Origin of the sequence: Methanotorris igneus Kol 5, assembly GCF_000214415.1 — an archaeon.
GTDB lineage: Archaea > AGJL01 > Methanococci > Methanococcales > Methanococcaceae > Methanotorris > Methanotorris igneus.
The window spans coordinates 860758-883885 of sequence record NC_015562.1 but is presented as its reverse complement, the minus strand read 5'-3'; the positions used below and the strand labels follow the sequence as shown (position 1 = coordinate 883885).

The 23128-nt window shown below is 32.9% G+C and carries 30 protein-coding genes, 3 tRNA genes and 1 pseudogene; 12 read left to right on the top strand and 22 right to left on the bottom strand.

The features are described from left to right. The first annotated feature begins 7 nt into the window (after positions 1–7). From METIG_RS09275 to METIG_RS04310, 3 genes and pseudogenes are all read left to right on the top strand, one after another. Positions 8–692 (top strand): annotated as a pseudogene (locus METIG_RS09275) (hypothetical protein). Between the two features lies 1 nt (position 693). After that, on the top strand, positions 694–1179 hold the full coding sequence (locus tag METIG_RS04315) for a YqaA family protein (protein ID WP_013799017.1): 486 nt from the start codon (positions 694–696) through the stop codon (positions 1177–1179). A 102-nt stretch (positions 1180–1281) separates the two neighbouring features. Next, positions 1282–1548: a HypC/HybG/HupF family hydrogenase formation chaperone gene (locus tag METIG_RS04310; protein ID WP_013799016.1), complete on the top strand. Its 267-nt coding sequence runs from the start codon at positions 1282–1284 to the stop codon at positions 1546–1548. 51 nt (positions 1549–1599) lie between these two features. On the opposite strand, the gene METIG_RS04305 is transcribed toward METIG_RS04310, so the two are convergent. The 13 genes from METIG_RS04305 to METIG_RS04245 form a co-directional block, all read right to left on the bottom strand. Continuing rightward, positions 1600–1788, bottom strand: a complete 189-nt coding sequence (locus METIG_RS04305) for a 4Fe-4S dicluster domain-containing protein (RefSeq protein WP_013799015.1) — start codon at positions 1786–1788, stop codon at positions 1600–1602. Between the two features lie 217 nt (positions 1789–2005). After that, positions 2006–2944 carry a hypothetical protein gene (locus METIG_RS04300; RefSeq protein WP_013799014.1) on the bottom strand — a complete coding sequence of 313 codons (939 nt, stop codon included), beginning with the start codon at positions 2942–2944 and terminating at the stop codon, positions 2006–2008. 74 nt (positions 2945–3018) lie between these two features. Further along, positions 3019–3201, bottom strand: coding sequence for a DNA-directed RNA polymerase subunit K (locus tag METIG_RS04295; RefSeq protein ID WP_013799013.1), 183 nt, complete (start codon positions 3199–3201; stop codon positions 3019–3021). 51 nt (positions 3202–3252) lie between these two features. Continuing rightward, positions 3253–3330 (bottom strand) — tRNA-Pro (locus tag METIG_RS04290). 31 nt (positions 3331–3361) lie between these two features. Then, entirely contained in the window at positions 3362–3586 is a 225-nt protein-coding gene (locus tag METIG_RS04285) for a DNA-directed RNA polymerase subunit N (protein WP_013799012.1), read from the bottom strand. 89 nt (positions 3587–3675) lie between these two features. Beyond that, positions 3676–4083 carry a 30S ribosomal protein S9 gene (locus METIG_RS04280; protein ID WP_013799011.1) on the bottom strand — a complete coding sequence of 136 codons (408 nt, stop codon included), beginning with the start codon at positions 4081–4083 and terminating at the stop codon, positions 3676–3678. 12 nt (positions 4084–4095) lie between these two features. After that, positions 4096–4509, bottom strand: a complete 414-nt coding sequence (locus METIG_RS04275) for a 50S ribosomal protein L13 (protein ID WP_013799010.1) — start codon at positions 4507–4509, stop codon at positions 4096–4098. A 94-nt stretch (positions 4510–4603) separates the two neighbouring features. After that, positions 4604–4966 (bottom strand): 50S ribosomal protein L18e, encoded by a 363-nt coding sequence (locus tag METIG_RS04270; protein ID WP_013799009.1) that lies wholly within the window; start codon positions 4964–4966, stop codon positions 4604–4606. Between the two features lie 79 nt (positions 4967–5045). Further along, positions 5046–5633 (bottom strand): DNA-directed RNA polymerase subunit D, encoded by a 588-nt coding sequence (locus METIG_RS04265; protein ID WP_013799008.1) that lies wholly within the window; start codon positions 5631–5633, stop codon positions 5046–5048. A 43-nt stretch (positions 5634–5676) separates the two neighbouring features. After that, on the bottom strand, positions 5677–6060 hold the full coding sequence (locus METIG_RS04260; RefSeq protein ID WP_013799007.1) for a 30S ribosomal protein S11: 384 nt from the start codon (positions 6058–6060) through the stop codon (positions 5677–5679). Between the two features lie 100 nt (positions 6061–6160). After that, on the bottom strand, positions 6161–6739 hold the full coding sequence (locus tag METIG_RS04255) for a 30S ribosomal protein S4 (RefSeq protein ID WP_013799006.1): 579 nt from the start codon (positions 6737–6739) through the stop codon (positions 6161–6163). A 158-nt stretch (positions 6740–6897) separates the two neighbouring features. After that, positions 6898–7356 (bottom strand): 30S ribosomal protein S13, encoded by a 459-nt coding sequence (locus METIG_RS04250; protein ID WP_013799005.1) that lies wholly within the window; start codon positions 7354–7356, stop codon positions 6898–6900. Positions 7357–7434: 78 nt separating this feature from the next. Beyond that, positions 7435–7523, bottom strand: a tRNA-Ser gene (locus tag METIG_RS04245). An 818-nt stretch (positions 7524–8341) separates the two neighbouring features. Between METIG_RS04245 and METIG_RS09550 the strand changes: the two genes are divergently transcribed. Beyond that, positions 8342–8488: a hypothetical protein gene (locus METIG_RS09550; RefSeq protein WP_172632609.1), complete on the top strand. Its 147-nt coding sequence runs from the start codon at positions 8342–8344 to the stop codon at positions 8486–8488. A 287-nt stretch (positions 8489–8775) separates the two neighbouring features. After that, positions 8776–8847 (top strand) — tRNA-Cys (locus METIG_RS04240). A gap of 110 nt (positions 8848–8957) precedes the next feature. On the opposite strand, the gene METIG_RS04235 is transcribed toward METIG_RS04240, so the two are convergent. Together METIG_RS04235 and hypE are read right to left on the bottom strand one after the other, a co-directional pair. Continuing rightward, on the bottom strand, positions 8958–10133 hold the full coding sequence (locus tag METIG_RS04235) for a bis-aminopropyl spermidine synthase family protein (RefSeq protein ID WP_013799004.1): 1176 nt from the start codon (positions 10131–10133) through the stop codon (positions 8958–8960). A 20-nt stretch (positions 10134–10153) separates the two neighbouring features. Further along, a complete protein-coding gene (gene hypE, locus METIG_RS04230) occupies positions 10154–11158 on the bottom strand; it encodes a hydrogenase expression/formation protein HypE (RefSeq protein WP_013799003.1) in 1005 nt (334 codons plus the stop codon). Positions 11159–11414: 256 nt separating this feature from the next. On the opposite strand from hypE, the gene comA reads away from it, so the two are divergent. From comA to METIG_RS04210, 4 genes are all read left to right on the top strand, one after another. Further along, a complete protein-coding gene (gene comA, locus METIG_RS04225) occupies positions 11415–12170 on the top strand; it encodes a phosphosulfolactate synthase (RefSeq protein WP_013799002.1) in 756 nt (251 codons plus the stop codon). 90 nt (positions 12171–12260) lie between these two features. After that, positions 12261–13040, top strand: coding sequence for an ATP-binding cassette domain-containing protein (locus METIG_RS04220; protein ID WP_013799001.1), 780 nt, complete (start codon positions 12261–12263; stop codon positions 13038–13040). Positions 13041–13102: 62 nt separating this feature from the next. Then, positions 13103–13807: a GTP-binding protein gene (locus METIG_RS04215; protein ID WP_013799000.1), complete on the top strand. Its 705-nt coding sequence runs from the start codon at positions 13103–13105 to the stop codon at positions 13805–13807. 8 nt (positions 13808–13815) lie between these two features. After that, positions 13816–14469, top strand: coding sequence for a (Fe-S)-binding protein (locus tag METIG_RS04210; RefSeq protein WP_013798999.1), 654 nt, complete (start codon positions 13816–13818; stop codon positions 14467–14469). 2 nt (positions 14470–14471) lie between these two features. Here METIG_RS04210 and METIG_RS09415 read toward each other — a convergent pair whose 3' ends face one another. Together METIG_RS09415 and truD are read right to left on the bottom strand one after the other, a co-directional pair. Then, on the bottom strand, positions 14472–14627 hold the full coding sequence (locus METIG_RS09415; protein WP_157209545.1) for a hypothetical protein: 156 nt from the start codon (positions 14625–14627) through the stop codon (positions 14472–14474). Positions 14628–14920: 293 nt separating this feature from the next. After that, positions 14921–16225, bottom strand: coding sequence for a tRNA pseudouridine(13) synthase TruD (gene truD, locus METIG_RS04205; protein ID WP_013798998.1), 1305 nt, complete (start codon positions 16223–16225; stop codon positions 14921–14923). A gap of 113 nt (positions 16226–16338) precedes the next feature. Between truD and METIG_RS04200 the strand changes: the two genes are divergently transcribed. After that, entirely contained in the window at positions 16339–16614 is a 276-nt protein-coding gene (locus tag METIG_RS04200; RefSeq protein WP_322785244.1) for a hypothetical protein, read from the top strand. A gap of 59 nt (positions 16615–16673) precedes the next feature. Here the strand turns inward: METIG_RS04200 and METIG_RS04195 are convergent, their stop codons facing one another. The 5 genes from METIG_RS04195 to ftsZ form a co-directional block, all read right to left on the bottom strand. Continuing rightward, positions 16674–17693 (bottom strand): adenylosuccinate synthetase, encoded by a 1020-nt coding sequence (locus tag METIG_RS04195; protein ID WP_013798996.1) that lies wholly within the window; start codon positions 17691–17693, stop codon positions 16674–16676. A 311-nt stretch (positions 17694–18004) separates the two neighbouring features. Beyond that, on the bottom strand, positions 18005–18490 hold the full coding sequence (locus METIG_RS04190) for a 50S ribosomal protein L11 (RefSeq protein ID WP_013798995.1): 486 nt from the start codon (positions 18488–18490) through the stop codon (positions 18005–18007). A 713-nt stretch (positions 18491–19203) separates the two neighbouring features. Beyond that, positions 19204–19644, bottom strand: coding sequence for a transcription elongation factor Spt5 (locus tag METIG_RS04185; RefSeq protein WP_013798994.1), 441 nt, complete (start codon positions 19642–19644; stop codon positions 19204–19206). 134 nt (positions 19645–19778) lie between these two features. Next, a complete protein-coding gene (locus METIG_RS04180; protein ID WP_013798993.1) occupies positions 19779–19997 on the bottom strand; it encodes a protein translocase SEC61 complex subunit gamma in 219 nt (72 codons plus the stop codon). A 127-nt stretch (positions 19998–20124) separates the two neighbouring features. Next, positions 20125–21204 carry a cell division protein FtsZ gene (gene ftsZ / locus METIG_RS04175; protein WP_013798992.1) on the bottom strand — a complete coding sequence of 360 codons (1080 nt, stop codon included), beginning with the start codon at positions 21202–21204 and terminating at the stop codon, positions 20125–20127. Between the two features lie 334 nt (positions 21205–21538). Here ftsZ and METIG_RS04170 point away from each other — a divergent pair, with 334 nt between their 5' ends. Both METIG_RS04170 and METIG_RS04165 read left to right on the top strand, forming a co-directional pair. Then, a complete protein-coding gene (locus METIG_RS04170; protein ID WP_013798991.1) occupies positions 21539–22636 on the top strand; it encodes a DNA topoisomerase IV subunit A in 1098 nt (365 codons plus the stop codon). A gap of 42 nt (positions 22637–22678) precedes the next feature. Next, positions 22679–23098 carry a translation initiation factor IF-2 subunit beta gene (locus tag METIG_RS04165; RefSeq protein WP_013798990.1) on the top strand — a complete coding sequence of 140 codons (420 nt, stop codon included), beginning with the start codon at positions 22679–22681 and terminating at the stop codon, positions 23096–23098. Positions 23099–23128 lie beyond the last annotated feature (30 nt).

The following is a 23128-nucleotide window of genomic DNA, read 5'->3' as shown; positions in this document are numbered from 1 at the left end:
ATGTGCTATGGAGTTAGCAAAGAAGGGTTTTGATGTGGAACTTTATGAAAAGGACAAAATTGGAGGAACATGCTTAAACTATGGTTGCACATACATAACTGGACTTAGGGAGATGGCAGATATCATTGAAAATATCAACACTCTAAAAAATGAAAAAATAAAATTGGAGGATATAATTTCATTTAAGGAATTACAAAAGAAAATATCTTGGTGGAAAGACAAGATTTCAAACGGATGAATATTTGAGGGTTATTGGTAAAGAAAATGTCTATGCATGTGGAGATTGTATTAAAGGCGGGTTAACACCAACAGCAAGGATGGAGGCGAAGGTCGTAGCAAATAATATATTTAATGAAATTAATAACAAAAACTTAATAAAACCAAATTACAATTTAATACCATATGCTATAAGAATGTCGTTAAATATAGCGGTTGTTGGGAAAGAGACAAAAGAGCACAAAACTATACCAAATCCCGTTGGAAAGGGTAATTACTTTAAGGTATCAAATAAGAATGTTGGGATAACAAGAATTTATTATGAGAATGGCAAAGTTGTTGGAGCGATAACAATATACCCAACTTCAGAAATAGTTCCTTACTTTGCACAATATATTAAAGGTATTGATATTTACAATGATTTTAGGGAGGTTCATCCATCTACAGATGCATTCTATAAGATGATTTTGGGATAAAATGGATTTTGAAATATTTAAGGATGTGGGGTTGAATCTTGTTAAAGAGTATGGGTATTTGGGTATATTTTTAATAGGGCTTTCTGAGCCCATTTTTCAACCTATCCCAACAGAAATTTTTATAATTAGTGGAGTTCTTTTGGGTCTTGATTGGAAGTTGGTTTTAATTGTCTCTACACTTGGTTGTAACCTTGGGGCTATAATAACATATTGCCTTGCAACAAAGTATGGGGAAAAGTTAGCATTGAGATTGTTTGATGAGGAAAAATTAAAAAAAGGAGAAAAATTTTTAAAAAAATGGGGAGTTATGGGTGTTATCGTTGTGAGCTTTACTCCAATACCATTTGAGATAATATGCTGGGTTTGTGGTATGTTTAATATGCCATTTGAAAAGTATATGGTTGCAGTTTTTTTGAGTAGAATGATTAAGCATGGATTAGCTGTTTTGCCATTTGTTTTGCCAATAAAAAACTATCTTCCATTTTAATACTAAATACTAAAAAATTCATAAACAGGATTTTATATTAAATTAGAGTATATAGTCAATGAAACAATAAAACACAAATTCTTTTGTTATAGTGGTGATGTTATGTGTTTAGCAATTCCATGTAAAGTTATTGAAATTATTGAAGAGGATGGAGAAAAATACGCAATAGCTGAATATAAGGGAGTTAAGCAAAAGGCAAAATTAACTTTATTGGAAAATGTAAAAGTAGGGGATTATATTTTAATACATACTGGGTATGCACTGGAAGTTATGAGTGAAGAAGATGCAAAACTAAGCTTAGAAGCATGGGAAGAATTGTTTAATGCTTTAGAAGAAATGGATAAAGAAAAAGAGAAAATAAACGAATAAATTAAAAAAATAAAAAATAAATTTTAAAATAAAAATAACTCTTTTAACAATTTATTCTTGAGTTACCTTTATTGCTTTTGTTGGGCAGACGTCTTCACAAACTCCACAGAATGTACATTCGTCTTCTTTTGCAACAACAACTTTGTCTCCTTGGATTTCGAATACTTCCATAGGGCATGTGTTTACACATTCTGCACATTCTGGACCCTTACATTTTGAGTAATCAATTGTTACAGCCATCATATCACCTTTTTAACTTTATCGTGGTTTATAAATACAAAAATAAAAATGGTGTTTTTGTATATATAAGCTTTACTATGAAACTTTTTAATAACTAAAGAAAGAAGAGAAACTTATTTCATCAAAAAGGAAAACATTTCATAAAAAAGATTAATTGGGTGTAATAAGTGCTATTTTTATTGACTTGTTGAATCTTAAGCTCAATGCCCTTTTAAAACTAAAACCTTCTAACATTTGGATTACTCAAACTCCTCTCTATATTCCACAATTCATTTAGCACATTTGAACCAATATCTGCCCTTAAAAAAGGAACTTTGAATCCTACACCAATATGTGAAAATGAAGAGTTGTTTCCAAATATTGCAGGGTATACGCCTTTCTCTAAGATGTAGTTTATATAATAATACATCTCAGTTATTGTTCCCATTTCGTATGGGTTTATTTTTGAAAAATCAGATTCTTCGTATACTCCATCTACACAAAGAAAACCATCAAATTCTATGAGTTCATCACACTCTAAGTAATCTAATTCATTAATTCTCTCATCATATCTTGTTACCTTCCCCCCAACCAAAATTTCAACATCTTCTTCTTCTTTAACATTTTCTACAATTGATTTAAATGTATTGATTTCATTAAATACATCCTTACAAACGAATTCTCCATGCATGTTTTTGATTTCATAGACTTCAGATAATTTATTTAAAATCTTGTCATAAATAACGACAATTTCTCCAATAGAGTCTGCCATAGGAATGGCGATTAATTTGTTGTCTTCTTTATCGGATAGTAAAGAACATCCAACAATGGGCAATTCAGTTATTAAAGCTCCGCCTAAATGTTTAAACAGTGGGATATCCATGCTATTTGCTGCAGCTCTTGCTACGCTTATAGAAACTCCCATTGTTGTTCTTGTATCATCAACAGAAACGTTGCATATTAGGGAATCTATAAAATCTTGGTTGGATGCTGGATACCCTACCAATTCTGGTGCTATAACATTCTCCACGTCTGAGATGACATAGTCGGGATTTTCTGTATCGATTATATCATAACCAATGCTTGTGTTTGTGACCGTTGTTATCATTACTTTAATTTTTGAACCTTTGAATACTTTTTTTGCAGTAATTCTTTCAATAATAGTCGTGTTTTCCACATATATCCCCTTTTAGAATTTGATACTATATAAAAAATTGTATAAATCAAAAAATAAATTAAAATATGATACGTTTACTCTTCAGAACCAATTTTTGGCCTTTTTACTCTTAAAGGAACGGTACCTTTTTTTATCTCTTCCATTGCAATTTCTAATGTTGATGATTTATCAGTTTCTATTGTTATTGGAGCTCCTTCTGAAATCTGCATTGCTCTTGCACCTAACATTCTTGCAACTTCAAATTTTGTCAATTTCATATAAAGATCACCATTCTTTATTGTAAGGGTGATAACTATAAGCATAATAAATGGTGGGGCCGCCGAGATTTGAACTCGGGTCGCACGCCCCCCAGACGCACAGGATAGACCAGGCTACCCCACGGCCCCTCATACCCAAAAATTAGAATAATATCTAAAATTATAGCAAGTTATCATGTTCCATGATATCATCAATAAGTTCTCTACCTTTTTCGTCAATCCTGTGGGATATGAACATCCTTCTACAGCAGTATTTTTTGATGCCTAAATCATCTAAAACATCTTTTGGACTTTCTCCATTGAGTATTCTTTGGACATATTCTTCATAAACTTCAGCAATAACATTTCCACAAGAAAAACATCTGACTGGGAATATCACATTCATCACCGATAATATAGTTAATCTCTGAAAAATAACACTATACAAATTGGAAATTAAATGCAAAAGGGAATAATAGAATAAATGTTGGCAATTTATCTGTAGGATTTTTGTCTTTTTGCTCTTGGACCTTTTGTTGATCTACTTGGTTTGTGTGGCTCTGTTCTTCTTGCATCGCTGACAAGGAGTGTTCTATCATAAGCAAGGAATTTCTCTTTTATTTTTGGGTCTCCTGTGAATTCAACAATTGCTTTACCGATTGCAGTTCTTGCAGCATCCATTTGTCCCATAACTCCTCCGCCTTTAACAACAACGTCAATATCCATTTGTTTTATAACTTCTTCTCCTGCTAAGATTATAGGTTCCATTAACTTCATTCTTTTGTATTTTGGCTCGATTAATTCAATTGGAACTTTGTTTATTCTGATTCTACCTTTTCCTGGTCTTGCTGTTGCCCTTGCAATGGCAGTTTTTCTTTTACCAACTGTATGGACAATTTTCATTTAATCACCTCATTAGAATTTTGCACCTAACCACTTACTTAACTCTCCAACTGTTATATATTTGTTTGTATTTGGCTTGTGAACCATGTTTACATCAATGGTTATTCCCTCTGGAACCCCAACATAGACTTTAACTCTCTTAAATGCTTCTCTTCCTTTTGGTTTTTTGTATGGGAGCATTCCTCTAATAATTCTTCTTACAATGTCATCTGGTCTTCTTGGATATTTTGGACCCATTCTTCTTGGGTTGGTTATACTCTTTCTCATTCTTTTTTGTAAGTATTTTTTGAGGATATATTCTCTGTTTCCTGTGATAATTGCTTTCTCAGCGTTGACAACAATAACTTCTTCCCCTTGTAGTGCCATTTTTGCTACGTATGATGCCAGTCTTCCAACAACAGCATTTTCTGCATTTACTACCACCATAATTCCACCTATGACGTGTTTTTATTATTGTTAACTAAAAATAATTATTATTTGAAGTTAATTAAAGTTAATTAAATAAAATATTCAACGTGAATTATGCCATGATTTTTACATTTGAACCTTTTGGATTCTCTTTAACTAATTCTTCAATTGTTATGCATCTCCCGCCTGCTGCTTCAATGATTTGTTTAGCAGTTTTTGAGAATGCAAATGCAGCAACTGTAACTTTATGGTTTATTGTTCCAGCCCCTAAAACTTTACCAGGAACTACAACAACATCTCCTTCTTTTGTGTATCTGTTTATTTTGCTAACGTTAACTTCTGCTCTATTTCTTGCAGGTTTTGCTAATCTTCTTGCAATATCTTTCCAAATCTTAGCATTATTTTTGTAAGCTTCTTCTTTCAATTTTTGTATTAATGCAACAAGTCTTGGGTTTGTGGCTCTTATTTTTTTCATTTTTCTCACCGTGTTTCCTTTTTTGCTACAATAAAAAATTATGAATAATGAAGTTTATTTAATTAATATTAATTTTGAATTAATTTTCATTTTTGAGATCTGATGCTTCAAGTTCTGATAAAAATGTCTCTGCCTTATTTTTCAATATTTCAACAGCCGTCTTTAATATATCCTCTGGATCCATATTACCAAAAGATTCAACTAAAAATTCAACTTCATCGTCATCAATTTGTTTGTATGTGGCATTACAAGGCTGCCATTTGGCATGGACTTTTCCAATACCAACAGTTGCCTCACATACAAGTTCTATTCTTTGCCCCTCTTTTAATTTTATTATAGGTATGTTTTTAAATGCTACTTCTCCATTTTCAGATTTTAAATCAGATGAATAAACTGTGCAAGGCCCCTCTTTAACTAAAGTAAAGGTTATAACTTCATCTTCACTAATAGGTTTTCCTTTGATTGGTATTAATCCCAACCTATGAGCTAAGATTTCATCATGCATGGATGATGTATTTTCATGAACATAAACATTTTCAATGGCGTAAGTTGGAACTTCAGAAATCATAATTCTTCTTATGGCATTTGAGAATGATATAGGGGCTTTTAATGTGAATTTAAAAATTTCCCCTATTCTGGTTTTTTCTTTTTCTTTAATAGTAATCAAACTACATCACCTCAAACAGGACGAAAGAAATTAAGTATGTAATTTACCTCCTACTCTTTTTTGGTGTTGTACCGTCGTGTGGAATTGGTGTAACGTCCTCAATTCTTCCAATTCTAATTCCTGCCCTTGCCAATGCCCTAATAGCAGCTTGTGCTCCAGGACCTGGTGTTCTTGATTTGTGTCCACCTGGAGCTCTAACTTTTACATGAACTGCTTCAATACCTCTCTCTTTGAGAATTTCTGCAATTTTAAATGCAGCCTGCATTGCTGCGTAAGGTGAAGCCTCATCTCTTTGGTTTTTTACTATCATACCACCAGAAATTCTCGCAATTGTTTCTGCTCCAGTGATATCGGTGACGTGGATTATTGTGTTGTTGTATGACGCATATATGTGGACAACTCCCCACCTTTCGACTTTTTCAGCCATTAATAATCACCTTGAATTCTATTTTTTTACTAAATTCAAAATTAACATAATTATATTATCAATAATTATTATTAATAATTTTAAAAAATTAAAATATTAATTATTGAGTAGTTTGAGAAACTTGCTCTTGACTTTCTTCTCCTTCTTTAGCTTCAACACTCATAATTTTTACTCTTTCAGGATGATCCTTAGAAGCAAATGGTGAGTTTGGTGCGTAGTCAATGGTGTCTTCCTCATCTACTGTAACCATGTAACTTGGAGCTGTAACTTTTCTACCATTTACAGCAATGTGCCCGTGGACAATTAATTGTCTTGCTTGTTTTATTGTTCTTGCCAAACCTTTTCTAAATACAATTGTTTGTAATCTTCTTTCTAAGATATCTTCAATTGTTAATGCAAGGACGTCATCCAATGTTGGGTTTTCTTTTTTGAGAATACCGTATCTTTTTAATACATTAAATAATTGTTGTGCTTCTCTAGCACCTTGTTTTGTTGTGTCGCTAATTAATCTTCTTGCCTGTCTTCTGTAGTTTCTTAATTTTGTTTCAGCCTTCCAAACTTCTCTTTTATTAACTAATCCATATTTTCTACATAATTCATGTTCTCTTTCAATTCTCTCTTTGATCCAAGGATGGTTTGGGGTGTCATATTTTTTTCTTGGTTTTTTTGGATCTCCCATTGGTTTCACCTTCTATTTGACGTTTTTAATGTTGCTTAATGTTGCGGGTGTTTGCGCCGTGTTTAATTCTATGAGTTTGTTTAAGTACTTATGCATATACCATTAAAAAATTAAGAGATGTTTCAAAATTTAATTTTTTAGAAATTAATGGATGAAGATTATTTCTTCCTTCTGGAGACTCCAACGGTCTGACCTCTTCTGAATGTACTTCTTGTTCTTTGTCCTCTACATGGTAATCCTAATTCGTGTCTGATACCTCTGTAACATCTGATCTTCTTCAATCTGTTGATATCTTCTTGTATAGCTATGGTTAAGTCTGCTTCAATTACGTGTTTATCTTCTCCAGTGTGGTAATCTTTTCTTCTGTTAAACATCCATGATGGAATTCCGAATTTTGCAGGATCACTGAGAATTTCTTCAATCTTTTTAACTTCTTCATCTGTTAAGTAACCAGCTAATTTTTTTTCGTCTAATTTTGCTACTCTAACAATAGCTTTAGCCATAGCTTCTCCAATACCATATATTTCCTGCAAAGCACGAACTAATGGCTTTTTACCATCTACATCTGTTCTGGATATTCTAATTAAATATTTAAAATCTGTTTGTTCTTGGGTCAATGTTGCACCTCCAAAGAATAATCGTGTTTATAAAAATAAATCTTGTGTTGAAATATTTAAAAAGAACGGGAAAATCAGTGGCGCAGAGGGGGGGATTTGAACCCCCGCGGGGCAGAGCCCCATGGGATCTCCAGTCCCACGCCTTGGCCGGGCTAGGCTACCTCTGCTCAAAAAAGCCATACTTTATTTTACATTATGCGATATAAATATGTTTCGATTGCTCAACATAATGAATTTATATATTTAGATCCCATGGCCTACCGATTTTCCCGTTCTCCGTGTTTCGTATATGTCCCCAATATTATTGAAGGAATATATATCCTTTTCGGTATTGTTTAATCCTATCTCTAATAGCTTCTCCCTTGTCAACTATAAGTTGTCTAAAAATATTTTGGATTGTTTATGATTTAACTATGGAAAATATAGTCCCGGCACAAAAATATTTAGAAACCGTAGTTCCCATCAAACATATAAATATGTAGTTATATCAAAATTCTTTAAATGTTATGGGTTTTGTGTTTTTTAATTGCTTTACAATGATTAAGAAGGTGATGAGGTTAATTCATGCTAAATATTCAAAAATATGAAGTAAAGGCTAAAATATTATTACTTAATGTTATTCTTTAACTTTATTATTAAAAAGCAATACCATTAAAAAGATAAAAAATCAATTAACATTCATAAATATTTAAATATGTGGTGGGAATTAGAGTAAAAATAATTTTTTGAAATTTTTTTGAATACTTAGTTAATACTCATTTGTAGTATAAATTACGTAATTTTTATGAAATTTAATTTTATTTAAAATTATGACTTTAATCTTAAAAATTTTTACCTGAAGATGAGCCGTTTGAAACTGTTGTGTTTTATATGTGTATTTGTGATTACTAGTGATCAATAATGTATTAGAAAACTATATATACAATAATAATGTATAACTGCTAATTGTTTAATCTTGTAAGTCAGTACGATTTCGGTTGGGAGTTTGTTTTTATACTCCTGCCCAGATGCGGGAGTAAAATGGGGTCCCAAGAAGGGTCAGGGGTTATTGGCAAAACCATTTGGCGGAGTTGGGGTTCTCCCGGAGCGAAGCGACGGGAACTTAAAAACCGTTAGGTTTTTATGTCCGTGACTGGGGTGGAGGTCGATGATTTACTCTCCAATGAACCCAGAGGAGAGTTGAGACCAATGTCACCCAAGTCCATCGTGAGGGTTAATTTAAGCGGAAGCACTTTTATTCACATTTACTCCTAAATTCTCATGATGGACAGACCCCTTGTAGTTAAATACCTATGTGAATCCTATAAGTAGATATGTGTATATTTTTTGAATAATTAAAATAATTTGAATATTTACATTTATAAATAAAAACCAAAAAGTTTATATAGGGGTAGTGTTAATCATACCTATGCCCACATTGCCGGGGTAGTCTAGTGGCTAGGCAGCGGACTGCAGATCCGCTTTACGTGGGTTCGAATCCCACCCCCGGCTCTTAATTTTTACTAATAAATATTAATTAATTTGGATTAATTGATTTATGTTGCAACATACAAAAAATCATAAAAAGAATAAAATGATCAAAATTATATATGTGTTTAATTTTAGTTCTTAATTTTCTTTCTCTTGACCATAGAAAATTTTTGTCCTCCACATTCGCAGATTAAATCTTCAACTCGTTTTATTTTATCACCAACTTCATGAATCTTTCCACATTTTAAACATTTATAGTATCTTAAGGTTGGTTTAACTTCTCCAGTATAGATTTTTTCAGTATCTCCAATGATTGGCTTTAGATTTTTTCCAATTAATCTCGCTAAGAATGTAGTGTTCCCAATGATTTCGCTACCTTCATACAAATTGAATCCAGGAATTAGCTCATAGATAACAAATCCCATTTCAGATAAGGTTTTTTGAACTTCAATCCACTCATCAATTGGTTTATGGGAAAATGCTAAATATGCAACCCCCTCATCCCCTAAACCTTCAATTCCTCTTGAAAGAAACAATTTCATGCCATTTAATGTGTAAGGTGGATCGGTAAAAATTACATCAAATTTATTTTTTAATTTTTCTGGAAGTGGATTTCTTAAATCATGTTTTATCGTTTTTATGTTTAGATTCTCCTTTTTTGAAACATCATCAATTAACTTTAGCAACCTCTCATCAATATCTACAACAACAACTTCTTCACACAAATTAGTTAATGCCGTTGGGATTGATGTTAAATCATCGTCTCCTACGAACAAAACTCTTTTTCCTTCCAAATCCCCTCTTTGTGCCATTAATGCAGCTCTATAAATGGCAGTCTCTGGTGTAGCATAAGATTGGTCAATTGTTGTATTTGCTATTGGTCTTTTCTTTGCATATTCTTTTTGTTTTTTCAGTATCTCTTCAAACATCTCATCCAAAACGATACCTTTGCCATTGCACAATGGACACGTTAAATCATGCTTCATTTTTAATTTTAATTCTTTCTCAACGAACTCTTTACCAATTTCTGTTAATACTGCCCCTTTTTCTTCTCTATCAAGTATTTTAGCCCTTTCCAATAATGTCCTAACTTTTGCAACAATGGGTAGTGGTAATTTAACATACTGCCCAATTTTTTTGGTGGATATGGGCTGGTTTCTGTATATACATCTCAAAATATCTTCAACAGCCCTCTCTCCTTCTGCAATATCTGCTTTTCTTGCAACTTCCTTTAACAAAATTGGTTTTATAACATCTTTTTCTTCAACTTCTTTTTTTCCTTTTCCTATTTTGCCAATGATTTTCATAATATCAACCAAAATTTAATTTAACAAACTCTTGGGATAGGATCGCCAATAGGGGTATCGATTATCCTTTTCCCAACGATTGTCTCCATTATGACGCCTTTGTGTTCTTTTGTGGCGTAACCAATAATTTCTGCATTTTTTCCAAGTGGATGCTTTCTTAAGATCTCCAAGCATCTTTTGGCATCTTCTCTTTTAACTGCCATAACAACCTTTCCTTCATTTGCAACTGTTAAGGGATCTATTCCAAGGATATCTGCCATAGATTGGACTTCTTCACTAATTGGGATTTTATCTTCATATATATCTATTCCCAATCCGCTTTTCTCTGCCATCTCATTTAATGCATTTGCCAATCCTCCCCTTGTAGGGTCTTTCATTGCATGAACTTCTATCCCCTCATTTAAGACCATTTCAATCATCTTGTTTAGTGGGGCCACGTCTGATTTTATGTCTGCATCAAATTCAAATCTTTCCCTTGATAATAAAATTGCCAGCCCATGCTCTCCAATATTCCCAGAGACGATAATTGCATCTCCATCTTTCATGCCACTATCTCTAATGGCTTTCCCCTTATCAACTATCCCTATTCCAGCGGAAGAGATGATGATATCATCAACATTAGAAATCTTTGTGTCGCCTGTTATTACTGCTACGTCTGCCTCTTTACATGCTTCGTTTATTGATTTCATTATTTTATCAAGTTTTTCAATCTCAAACCCCTCAGGCAATATTAATGATAAGGACAAAGCAAGTGGCTTTGCTCCCATAACTGCTAAATCATTTACTGTTCCACAAACCGCCAACCTTCCGATATCTCCACCAGGGAAAAATATTGGCTTAACGGTGTGACCATCAACAGTAAAAACAATCTCCTTATCCCCAATTGGTATTGTTGAGGCGTCATCTAAACACTCCAGCCCAATTCCACCATTTACTGAGGTCTTTTCTAAATTGCTTAAAATAACCTCTTTGATTAAATCTTGCATGACTTTTCCACCAGCACCATGCATTCTCGTTATTTTCATTAGAATCACTCCTGATTTTTATTGTTTATTGTCTATTTGTTTCTTGTTTCTCTTATTATTTTGTTTTTATTTTGTTTTATTGTTATTTTTAATTTTTAATTATTATTTTTATTTTTGTATTATGTCTGTCATATTGAAATCATATCGCAACATATAAATATAACTTTTTCTAATAGTAATTTAGATTATTCTTATAATATAAAAAAATCATAAAAATTTTTACTATAAGAAAAAACAAATTTATGAAAGTGATAATATGAATGCGTTTTCATTTTTAAGTAAGGAGAGAGATGAAGGCATAACTATGGTTTTGGATAAGGGATTATCTCCGAATTTTATTAGAGATTATCTAAGAGTTTGTGGAAAACACATAGATTTTGTTAAATTTGGTTGGGGAACAAGTGCAGTGCAAGATAGGGATGTTGTTAAAGAAAAAATAAGCATCTACAAGGAATATGGCATAAAAACATATCCTGGAGGAACATTGTTTGAGGCGGCGTTTTCAAAGGGTATGTTTGATGAATTTTTGGAGGAGTGCAAAGATTTGGGATTTGATGGGGTAGAGATTTCTAATGGTTCTATGGATTTTAGTTTGGAAGATAGAAAATATGCAATAAAAAGAGCAAAGGATGAGGGCTTTATAGTGCTTACTGAAGTAGGAAAAAAGAGTGTTGAGAAAGATAGGGAATTGACGATAGAAGATAGGATAAAGTTGATAAACTTTGATTTGGAATGTGGAGCCGATTATGTAATTATTGAGGGAAGAGAAAGCGGGAAATGTATAGGTTTGTTTGATGAAAAAGGGAATGTCAAGAAGGATGAATTGGAGATACTGGCTAAGAATGTTGATATCAAAAAGGTAATTTTTGAGGCTCCAAACAAGAATCAGCAGGTAGAATTTATCTTAAAATTTGGAAGTGGTGTCAATTTAGGAAACATAGCGTATGATGAAGTCATATCTCTTGAAACATTAAGGAGAGGGTTGAGAGGGGATACGTTTGGGAAGGTTTAAGGAGTTTGAAGTTTTGAATGTTAATTAAAAATTATTATTTTGATTTTTTGATTTCATTTAATTAAAAGAAAGAAAAATGATGGGATACACATGGATATAAAGGAAATTACTATTTTGGGTGGGTATGATAAGTTTGGTAATCCAGAAAGAGTTAGGGAGCTAACAATAAAAAAAGGAGAGATTTTAGGGGTTGTTGGACCAACAGGTAGTGGAAAATCAAATTTAATAAGTGATATTGAGCAGTTAGCACAGGGAGATACCATATCAAAAAGAAGAATCTTGGTGAATGGAGAAGTGCCTCCAGTAGAGATGAGGAGAGATCCAAGAAAGAGGAGAATTGCCCAACTTTCACAAAACATGCATTTTTTGGCAGATATGACTGTTGAGGAGTTTTTGCTTATGCATGCAAAGAGTAGGGGTATTGAAAAAGATGGGATTGTTGATAAAGTTATAAAATTAGCTAATAAGTTGACTGGAGAGCCAATTGATAAGGATTGCCCTCTTACAATATTGAGTGGAGGACAGTCAAGGAGTTTGATGGTTGCAGATATTGCGGTTATAAGTGATTCCCCAATTGTATTGATAGATGAGATTGAAAACGCTGGAATTAAGAAGCATGAGGCATTGGAGTTATTGGCTGGACATGGGAAGATTGTTTTAGTTATTACTCATGACCCAGTTTTGGCGTTAATAACGGATAGAAGGGTAGTTATGAAAAATGGTGGAATGAAGGAAGTTATTGAAACAACAGAGGAGGAAAAGGAAGTTTCAAGGAGATTAGGTGAGATAGACAATTGGATGCTTATGTTGAGGGAAAAAGTCAGACATGGAGAAAGATTAACTTTAAAGGAGTTAGAACTCTTTTGTTAATTTAATGGAATTTATAATTATGATTTTTGTTAATGTGATTAACGGTGTAAAAGGTGGAATTTATGAAGATTGTGATTGTTGCTGGAACTCCAGGAGCAGGAAAAACATCCCTCCTAATCCACACAATAAGACATTTGAAGGATAGAGGATGCCATCCAGCGGTGGTTAAGATTGATTGCTTATATACTGATGATGATGTGAGATATAAAAAGTTGGGCGTTCCTGTTTTGGTGGGGTTAAGTAAGGATATGTGTCCTGATCATTTTGCCATCTACAATATAGAGGAAATGGTTGAGTGGGCTAAGGAGCAGAATGCGGATATTTTAATTGTTGAAACTGCAGGTTTGTGTCACAGATGTGCACCATATACAAAAAACAGTTTGGGAATTTGTGTAATTGATGCCACATGCGGCCCAAATACACCAAGAAAAGTTGGACCTTTCTTAACGAGTGCAGATGTTGTTGCTATAACAAAGGGAGATATTGTTTCTCAGGCGGAGAGGGAGGTATTTAGGGAGAGAGTTTTAGAAATGAATCCGAGATGTAGAATTTATGATGTTAATGGGTTAAGTGGGCAGGGTAGTGCTGAGATTGCTAAGGAGATATTGGAGTGTAAGGATGTTGAGAATTTGGAGAATGAGGAGTTAAGGCATAGTGCTCCATTATGCATTTGCACATTATGTGTAGGAGAAACAAGAATTGCCAAGAAATTTCATAGGGGTGTTTTGAGAAGGATAGATGGTTTTATGAAATATGTTGGGGAATAGGTGGTGAGATGGAAGAAAGAATCAACGCTATACTAAACTTACTCCCAAAATACAATTGTAAAGCGTGTGGATATAAAAGATGTGATTTATTTGCTGAGGCGTTGTTTAAAGGAGAAGATGTTGAGAAATGTCCTTTCTTGTTTAGGGAAGATTTTAAAGAAAATCTTGACAAAATAAAGGAATTACTTAGAGATGTGAAAACTAAATTAGAAAAAGAAGAAAAAGAAATAATTGGATTAATAGATGGATACAAAGCAGATTTTATATTGGCTCCATTACCAAATGAACATTCATGTAGGGAGACCCTATTAATCTTAGATAAAAAAGAGATTGAGGTAGGGGATATAATAAGGTATAGACCCCTTGGATGCCCAATTACACATTTTGCTAAGGTTATTGATAAGAATTATGGTTTATATGTGGTTCATCTCATAGGTCCTTGCCATAGGATAGATGATAAAGAATTCAACTATAAGGACGTAGGAATTGCCATGGTTGTTGCATTTGAGGGAATTGTTAAAGAGGAAAAAATTCCAGAAGTTGGGAAAACTGTAAAATTCCTGCCTGAACACTGCATGATGCAAAAGGTTCATAGTGGTGTTGTTGTAGAGGTTGAGGGAAAAAGAGTTTATATTGAAGGTATTGATTTGAAGGTGTTCTAAATTTATTTTTTATTCCTTTGCCTGTTTTCTTCGATTAAAATTGTTTCCACCAATGATTTTACCAATAACTCATGAGACAATAACTGAGTTTCAAAATCTTCTTCTTTTTCAATAATATCTAAGACTATAAATAAAATAAGCGAAAACTTACAGGACATCAAAACTATAGTTGTTTGCTAATTTTATACGGCAAAACTTTGTTTTGCCATTTATTTTTTAAAAGGATAATAAATCATTGTAAAATTCCAAATAAAGGTTAAGAAGTAAGGCAAACAACTATAAACAATAATAAACAAAATGAACGAAAAATGTATCTGGCTTTGGAAAACCGCATCTTCATCGATGCCTGATGGCTACTCGATACGGCCGCCGTGTAGCCAGAACGTCCTTAGGCACTTTCATCCCTAGAAGGTCCATGCCTAAAAAAGGACAGTTATATATTTTTGATTACTTATATATTAATTTTTTTATCAATAAATTCTCTTAATACAGAAGTTGCATAAGTTCCCTTCTCCAATTTAAACCTCAAAACATAACCATCATCATCAATTCTATACTCTAAATCATATATTCTTGCTATTAATGGCCTTCGATCTCCAAAGAAATTGCCAAAACCTTTAATTTTGAAATCCTCTAATTTTATGCCTTCTCTTTCCAATATATCTCTTTCAATTTCTCCTTGAATCCCATCTGCAAATTTTGAATTATAGCCAATCAATGCTCCCGTAGGAAGACCATCTTTTAAAATATCTCCCTCTAACGGCTCAAATCCGTACTTATATCTTTCATTTATCATTTCATTGAATAGATAGGACTGATATGCATTTACAAACATAGATTTTAGTTGTGGAGGTAGGACATTAAAAGATTTTTTATAATCTCTATGCTTTAAATAATACTTAATCATCCTCTTCTCATAGTAGAATATCCTCGGATAAATTTTTAGAGCTTCCTTAAATTTTCCTTCATCAACTAAAGATCTTGCTTCTTTTGATTTCTCACCATCGTATGGTAAAGGAGTTCCACAATAGGCATAAAATGCACTTTCAAAGTCCCTCTGCACTATAAACTTACCAACAACATGAGTTATTGGCCTTACACTCCCAAATCTTTGAATTCCAAAGTAATTCAATACGTATTTTAATTTTGAGAGTTCTTTTAAAATATTATCCAGCTCAGATTTATCAACTTCTACATCTCTAACTTTTATCGTGAATCTATTCCCCCATAAACAACCAATTTTAAGTTTTTTGTTGGTTTTTTGAAAGTCTCTCAATGTTATGTTTGGGATGTTTACCTTCTTTAAGTCCTCAATACTTACACCAAAACACCCTACTCTTTGGGTAGTTATGGCAAATTTGTCCTTGGTTCCTGCAAATCCAAAGTTCTTTCTTTTTGATTTTGTTTGTTTTGCAATCTCTCTTATAGCATCTAACGTATTCCAATTTTTCTTTTCGAGTGTAAAGTGGATAAAAGAACCGTTCCAGTTTTCCTCATCTTTAAAACCAATTTCTTTTCCAACTTCTAAGACAATGCCATCTTCCGTTATTTCCTCAACAATAAAGTCTTCAGGGTATTTTTTTATTATGCCTCCAGTTGAATATTTTGTTAGGTATTTGTTGAGGTTTAATGGCATTTTTTCTATCATTTTGTAAATCTTATTTTTTCTGAAATTTGTTCTGAATGCCTTTCTAAATTCTTTTAGGTTTTTCAGGGTTTCTTTTTTTCTTTGTTTGGAGATGATATTTAGTTTCATTTTACCATCCTTTGTGATAGGTTTTTATTTGCTTTATTTATTATATAGCTTATTGAATTTTTATGTTGGGAGGTGGTAATATAATAAATCCTAAGAAAATATGGGGGGAATTAGTGAGGATAGCGAAGGAATATTTTGATAGTGATAGAGAATTTTATTCAAAAACTAAAAGAGGAGTTTATAAAATAAAGTATGTTAGTAAGGATAAGGTGGTGATAAAAAAATTAAGGGGTAAAAATGATGAAGTCGTTGGGAAGAAGTTGTTTTTGAACAATTTTGAAAATCTCAAAGAGGGAAAGGAATGGAACTGTGTTCCTGCTGTTAGGGCGTTTCTTATGTTGCATCCAAAAATAAAAGAAAAAGATGGAGTTTTGGTTTATGAGGAATAACAATTTAATTTAAAATTTTAAGTAAGAAATAATAAGACTAAGAAATTATAAGAAATTTATTATAGTTCATCTCTTCTATCGATAGTTTGGTGCAGTTCAGGACCTGTTGAAATTATTGTAACTGGAACTCCTGTTGCTTTTTCTATTTTCTCAATGAATTCAATTGCTTTATCAGTTAATTCACCATATTCAGTGATTCCATAACATGCGTTATCGTATTTATCCAAACATGTTAGGGCAATTTGGGTAGCTCCGTTTAATCTGCAAACCTTCTTAGCCAACTCAAAGTCAAAATACCCAACCCTTCTCCTTCTACCAGTAACGGTTCCATATTCAACAATACCTAATTTCTCCGCTTCTTCCAGTGGCATCTCTGTTGGGAATGGCCCACAACCAACTCTCGTTGGGAATGATTTGAATACAACAATAACTTCATCAACTTTTGTAGGGCCAATACCGACATCCGCTGCAAATGTTGAAGCAGTTGTATCTTTTGATGTTACATAAGGATAGGTTCCATAATACAATGACAATAATGTCCCTTGAGTTCCTTCAATCATCACATTTTTACCTGCGTCAATAGCATCGTTAACTTCCTCAGAGACGTCTCCTAAAAATTCTTTCAATGCTTCAATGTCCTTTGCCTGTTTTAAAATTCTCAATGCCCTATCAACATTTGCTGGGCCGCATCCTGTTCCAGTAGAACCGATTTCCTTTGATAAGTGTTCGTTTGATTTGTCCATTAACCTGTGTTTTTCCTCAATAATCCCACACCTGTAATCTATAATTAACCTCTTCCTAACGTCAAATTTTTCCAACATTTCAACTTCTTTTAAAAGAACCTCGGGATCTACCAAAACTCCCGCTCCTATTGCAAGTTTTACCTTTTTGTTTGGGAAGCCAGTTGGAACCATTCTGATTCCATATTTCTCTCCATCTACCTCAACAGTGTGTCCAGCGTTTGGGCCTACTCCACCTCTTGCAATAATGTATGGGGAATCTTTTTCGCAGAGGTAACTTACAATCTTCCCTTTACCTTCATCTCCCCACTGTCCACCGACAATTATGGTGCATGTCATTAATAAACCTCCTATTACGTGTAATTGCTTTCCATCGGCTATAAAATATCCCTTTCCTTAAAAATTCCAAAACCCTTATTTTATAGGATGTCATATTATTTAAAATTAATGGGAATCTAATAATTCAACATTTGGGTATTTTTGTCGGATAATTATGAAATAAGTTAAAGGGTTTAAATTCTTAGTCCATCAAAATAAGAGTATTAATTTTTTCAATTTTATCAAAACTGAATTATTTTTATTCCAAAAAATCAATTAATTTAAATATATAAATTAATATAAAAATAAAAAATAAAAATTAATGAAGAGAGTTATTCTTCTTTAAAGTATTCGTCGTAAACTCCTTCATCAACTAATTTTGTGACTTCTTTTGGGTGTTTACCTTCGACATTTACTCCCATTGAGACACATGTTCCGAGAACTTCTTTTACAGCGTTTTTCAATGTGTAGGATAACATACCTTCATACTTCATCTTTGCAATTTTAACGACTTGTTCCATTGTTAAGTTACCAACAACTTCGTGTTTTGGTTCGTGAGCACCTTTCTCAATGCCCAATTCTTTCTTTATTAAAGCACTTGTTGGTGGGATACCAACTTCAATTTCGAATGTTCTTTTTTCAGTGTCTACTTTAACTTTAACAGGAACTTGCATTCCCTCGTATGCCTTTGTTTTTTCGTTTATCGCATTAACAACTTGCATTACGTTTACTCCTAATGGTCCAATTGCTGGACCTAATGGTGGTCCCGCTGTTGCTTTTCCACCAGTTACAAGGACTTCTACGACCTCAATAGCCATATCTCTCACCTCAGTGATAACTTTCAAAGGTTATGCTTAATTGTATATAAATTTTTCAGTTTTTTTGAATGTTCCGCATATTGCAAATACAGTAGTTTGCGAAATTTTTTGTTATATTATTTAGCCACAACAAATGTTTTAAAGAACAATATTTAATTTTATGTGTTTCTAACCACTTATAACGCAAATGACTATATATGCAATAGGGGTATTTAAAACTTATAGGTGATTATAGTCGTTCTGCAATTATAGTCGTGTGCGTTAGAAATTGGAAATATACTATTGGTAAATTCTTAAAGATTTATCCATTATTTCAATTTTTTGGCAAACCTAAAAGGTTTTGCCGTATATTTTAAGGAAGGATAATGATTATTTAAAAATTCATTAATGCATAAATAAGTTTAAAAATTAAATGGCAAAACCAAAGGTTTTGCCGTATATCAATTCCGCACACGACTATGAATAACACTTAACATAACTTAAAATTTTAAATTAGATGTTTGTTAAACAAAGCCAAATTGAAATTAGAGTTTGGTATTCATAACGCATATTCGCAGAATGACTATATAGCCGTTTGCATTATAGGAAGTCATAATCATTAATAAAATTGAAAGGTGGATTATAGTTTATTTGAATTTTGCATAATAATTTACTGTTCTTCCAAAAAATTTTTTATGTTTTGATATATGAGAAAAATTCCGTAAATGACCATATTATTTATTTTTTGATACTATTTTCACATGCTCAACATTTACAGTTATTGGTATTGGAACTGCTGCTTGCTCTAACTCTATGGTGATTTCTTCCTTATGCTTATCGACTCTGATTACTCTTGCCCTCTCTCCTTTGAATGGTCCTGCAACAAGTTCAACGAGGTCCCCTTTCTCAATATCCTCAACAAGTTTTCTTGGTGTTAGTAGGTGTTCTAACTCATCTATTGATGTGGTTCCTGGCACGATACCCTTTACTTTAAATGCTCCTCTAACCAATTCCTCAACGACTCCTCTATTCTCTGCCTCGACTAATATGTAACCTTTTAGATTTTCTGTTGCAAGGATGGAATAAACGTCTAAGTTTTCCCTCTCTGCCTTTGATGCCAACATCTCTGCTACGTTCTTTTCTTGTCCAGCAGTAGTTCTTACTGCAAAAATCATAGTTTCACCAGATAAAGTTTTAAAAACACAACAACAAAAAATTCATAAAAATTCAAAAAGTTCATAAAAAAGAATAATAGGATTGTTTATTGTATAGCGTTTTTAGTATTTATTAATTTCTGAATTATCTGAAATTATTTTACAGGCTTAATTAAACCTTTTAAATAAACTATCGGAACATGGATTACAAAGCCAATTATTCCAAGAATGCAAATACCTAATCCAGTAACCTTTGAGATGTTTATGAACTCTTCTTTTGTAGGTTTTCTTGTGACCATTAAAACCCTTTTACATTGCAAGAGAAAATTTTTTAGTTCTTCAATTTTCATATCGAGGTTTTTGGTTTTTTCCATTTTTACCACCGGATTATTTAAAAACCATAAAGAACTGACGTATGCATGTTATGTGTTTTTTGTTATAAATTTTTATTGTATTTTTTTATTATTTTTTTATTATATTATGTTGTGATGTTATTTTGCATTAAATTTTTGGTATATCTATTAAACTCTTCTTGGTTTGTTTTAATCCAAATTCACTCTTAGGTTTTGCACCAGTTACAACCAATAAAACTTGAATGGTGTTTTCTAAGTTTTCGTCTATTGTTGCTCCCCAAATAATAGTTGCTTTTGGATCTAATCTCTCTGATACTGTTCCTACAACCTCTTTTGCTTCATCTAATGTTAAGTCCTCTGGGCCTATAACATGTATTAATGCTCCTGTAGCTCCATCGATTTCAACATCAAGCAATGGACAGTTCAATGCATTCATAACAGCTTCTTTTGCTCTCTTCTCGCTGTCACTCTCACCAATACCAATCATTGCCATTCCACCATTACTCATAACTGCCCTGACATCAGCGAAGTCAACGTTTATGAGACCATCTTTTGTGATGAGTTCAACTAATCCTCTAACAGAGTTTATAAGGACTTCATCAGCTACTTTGAATGCTGTTTTTAATGGGATGTTTGGCACTATTTCCAACAATTTGTCGTTTGGAATGACAACTATTGTATCCGCTACATTTTTTAATTTATTTAACCCTTCTAACGCATTTTGCATCCTTATTTGTCCTTCCATTGAGAATGGTAGTGTTACTATTGCAACTGTTAATGCCCCTAATTTCTTAGATATCTCTGCAACAACTGGGGCAGAACCGGTTCCCGTTCCTCCGCCTAATCCACAAGTTATAAACACCATGTCTGCCCCTTGTAATTCGTTCTTTATGTCTTCTGCGTTTTCTTTTGCTGATTCTTCACCTATTTTTGGATTTCCACCAGCACCAAGCCCTCTTGTTAAATTTCTACCAATCAATATTTTTTTATCTGCCTTTGTTTTTAATAATTGTTGAGCATCAGTGTTAATAGCAACAGTTTTTGCCCCTTCAATACCTTCAGAGGTTAATCTATTTATTGTATTGTTTCCAGCCCCTCCACAACCTACTACTGTTATTCTGGCCTTTGCTTGTTCCAATAATTCCAATAATTCTTTATCTACATCAGATAATGGCTCGTTCTCATATGAGAAATCATCATTTTCAATAATATTTTTTAAGAATTTCAAGATCCAACCTCCATTGTAATTGTAGATTTATAGTAGGTTGTTATGTATGTATTTTGGTATGTGTTATGCCGATAAAAATTAATATAAATATTAAGTTATAATTTTAGTGAGAATATATTTATTATTTGCTTTTATATTTTTTATGAGGTTATTTAGGTAAATTTATTAAACCACCTAAATAAAACAGAGAAAAGAATTTTTCAATTTATATTAATTTAAGTGATAGGGTTGTATCAATCAATATACAATATAATAATTAATTAAGAAGAGATTTTAATATAAAAATTTATTGGTTTTAATTTATCTCATTTAAAATTTTTATTGTGGTGAAATAATGGTAATTTCAAAATCAAGAGAAATAGCAAGAAAAAAGATTTTAGAGTTGGCAAATAAAATGTATGAGGATCTTTTAAAAGGTAAGAGACCAAAGATCAAACTACCCATCAGAAGTTTAACCAACGCGAGATTTGACTCTGAAACAGGAACTTTCATGTTGATGGGTAAAGAAAAAGAAAGGACCTTAACTGTGAATCAGGCAAAAATCTTTGCTCAAACAGTGAAGATGTTAGAATTTTCAAAGCAACTCTTAGATTCAAATGACTTCTCAACACTTAGGGAAGCATATTATGTTTCCAAAAATTGGGGAGAGGCAAGATTTGATGACCAACAACCATCAAATAACGTTATTGAGGATTTAGAGGCGGCATTGGATGTGCTAAGAGAGGATCTTGGATTTATTCCAGAAGAGGATGGTTCGGCAGTCGTTGGACCATTAAAAATAATTGATAGAACCCCAGAAGGGGAAGAGATTAAAGTGGATTGTACAAAATTAGGAACTGGAGCATACAACATACCTAATGACGTAACAAGGTTGGAATTTGAGACAAATGCTGACTTTATATTGGCAATAGAAACTGCGGGTATGTTCGCAAGGTTGAATGCCGAGAAGTTTTGGGATAAACACAATTGTATCTTAGTTTCATTGAAGGGGGTTCCAGCAAGGGCAACAAGGAGATTTATAAAGAGATTGAATGAGGAACATGATATCCCAGTTTTAGTATTTACCGACGGTGACCCTTACGGGTATTTGAATATTTACAGGACATTGAAGGTTGGTAGTGGTAAGGCAGTGCACTTGGCAGATAAACTTGCAGTTCCTTCTGCAAGGTTGATTGGTGTAACTCCTCAAGATATTATTGATTATGACCTACCAACGCACCCATTGAAGGAACAGGATATTAAGAGGATAAAGGATGGGTTAAAGAATGATGACTTTGTAAAATCCTTCCCTGAATGGCAAAAAGCATTAAAGCAAATGTTAGATATGAAGGTAAGGGCAGAACAGCAGTCTCTTGCAAAATATGGTTTAAAATATGTTGTTGATACGTATTTACCTGAGAAAATAAAGGATGAAAAGACGTGGCTACCTTAAATTTATATATTAAGAGGAACAATTTCATTTTGAGGTGATAGGATGAGTATTGATTATTATGATTACGAGGCATTATTGAAGAGGGCAAGGGAACAACTTCCAGAAGATGTATTTAAAGATGCGAGGTTTGAGATTCCTGAAGCAGAGGTCTTTGTTGAAGGTAGTAGGACAATAATCAGAAACTTCAAAGAAATTGCTAAATTAATCGATAGGGATGTAAACTACTTTGCAAAGTATATTATGAAAGAACTTGGTACTGCTGGAGATCTTGAAGGAACAAGGTTAGTTTTGCAGGGTAGATTTAGTGGTTATTTAGTAAACTCAAAAATCCAAGATTTCTTGAAGGAATATGTTTTGTGCCATGAGTGTGGAAAACCAGATACAAAAATCATCAAAGAAGGAAGAATACATATGCTCAAATGTATGGCTTGTGGTGCTATAAGACCTATAAAATTGATATAAAACCTCTCTACTTTTTTGAAATTTTTTAAT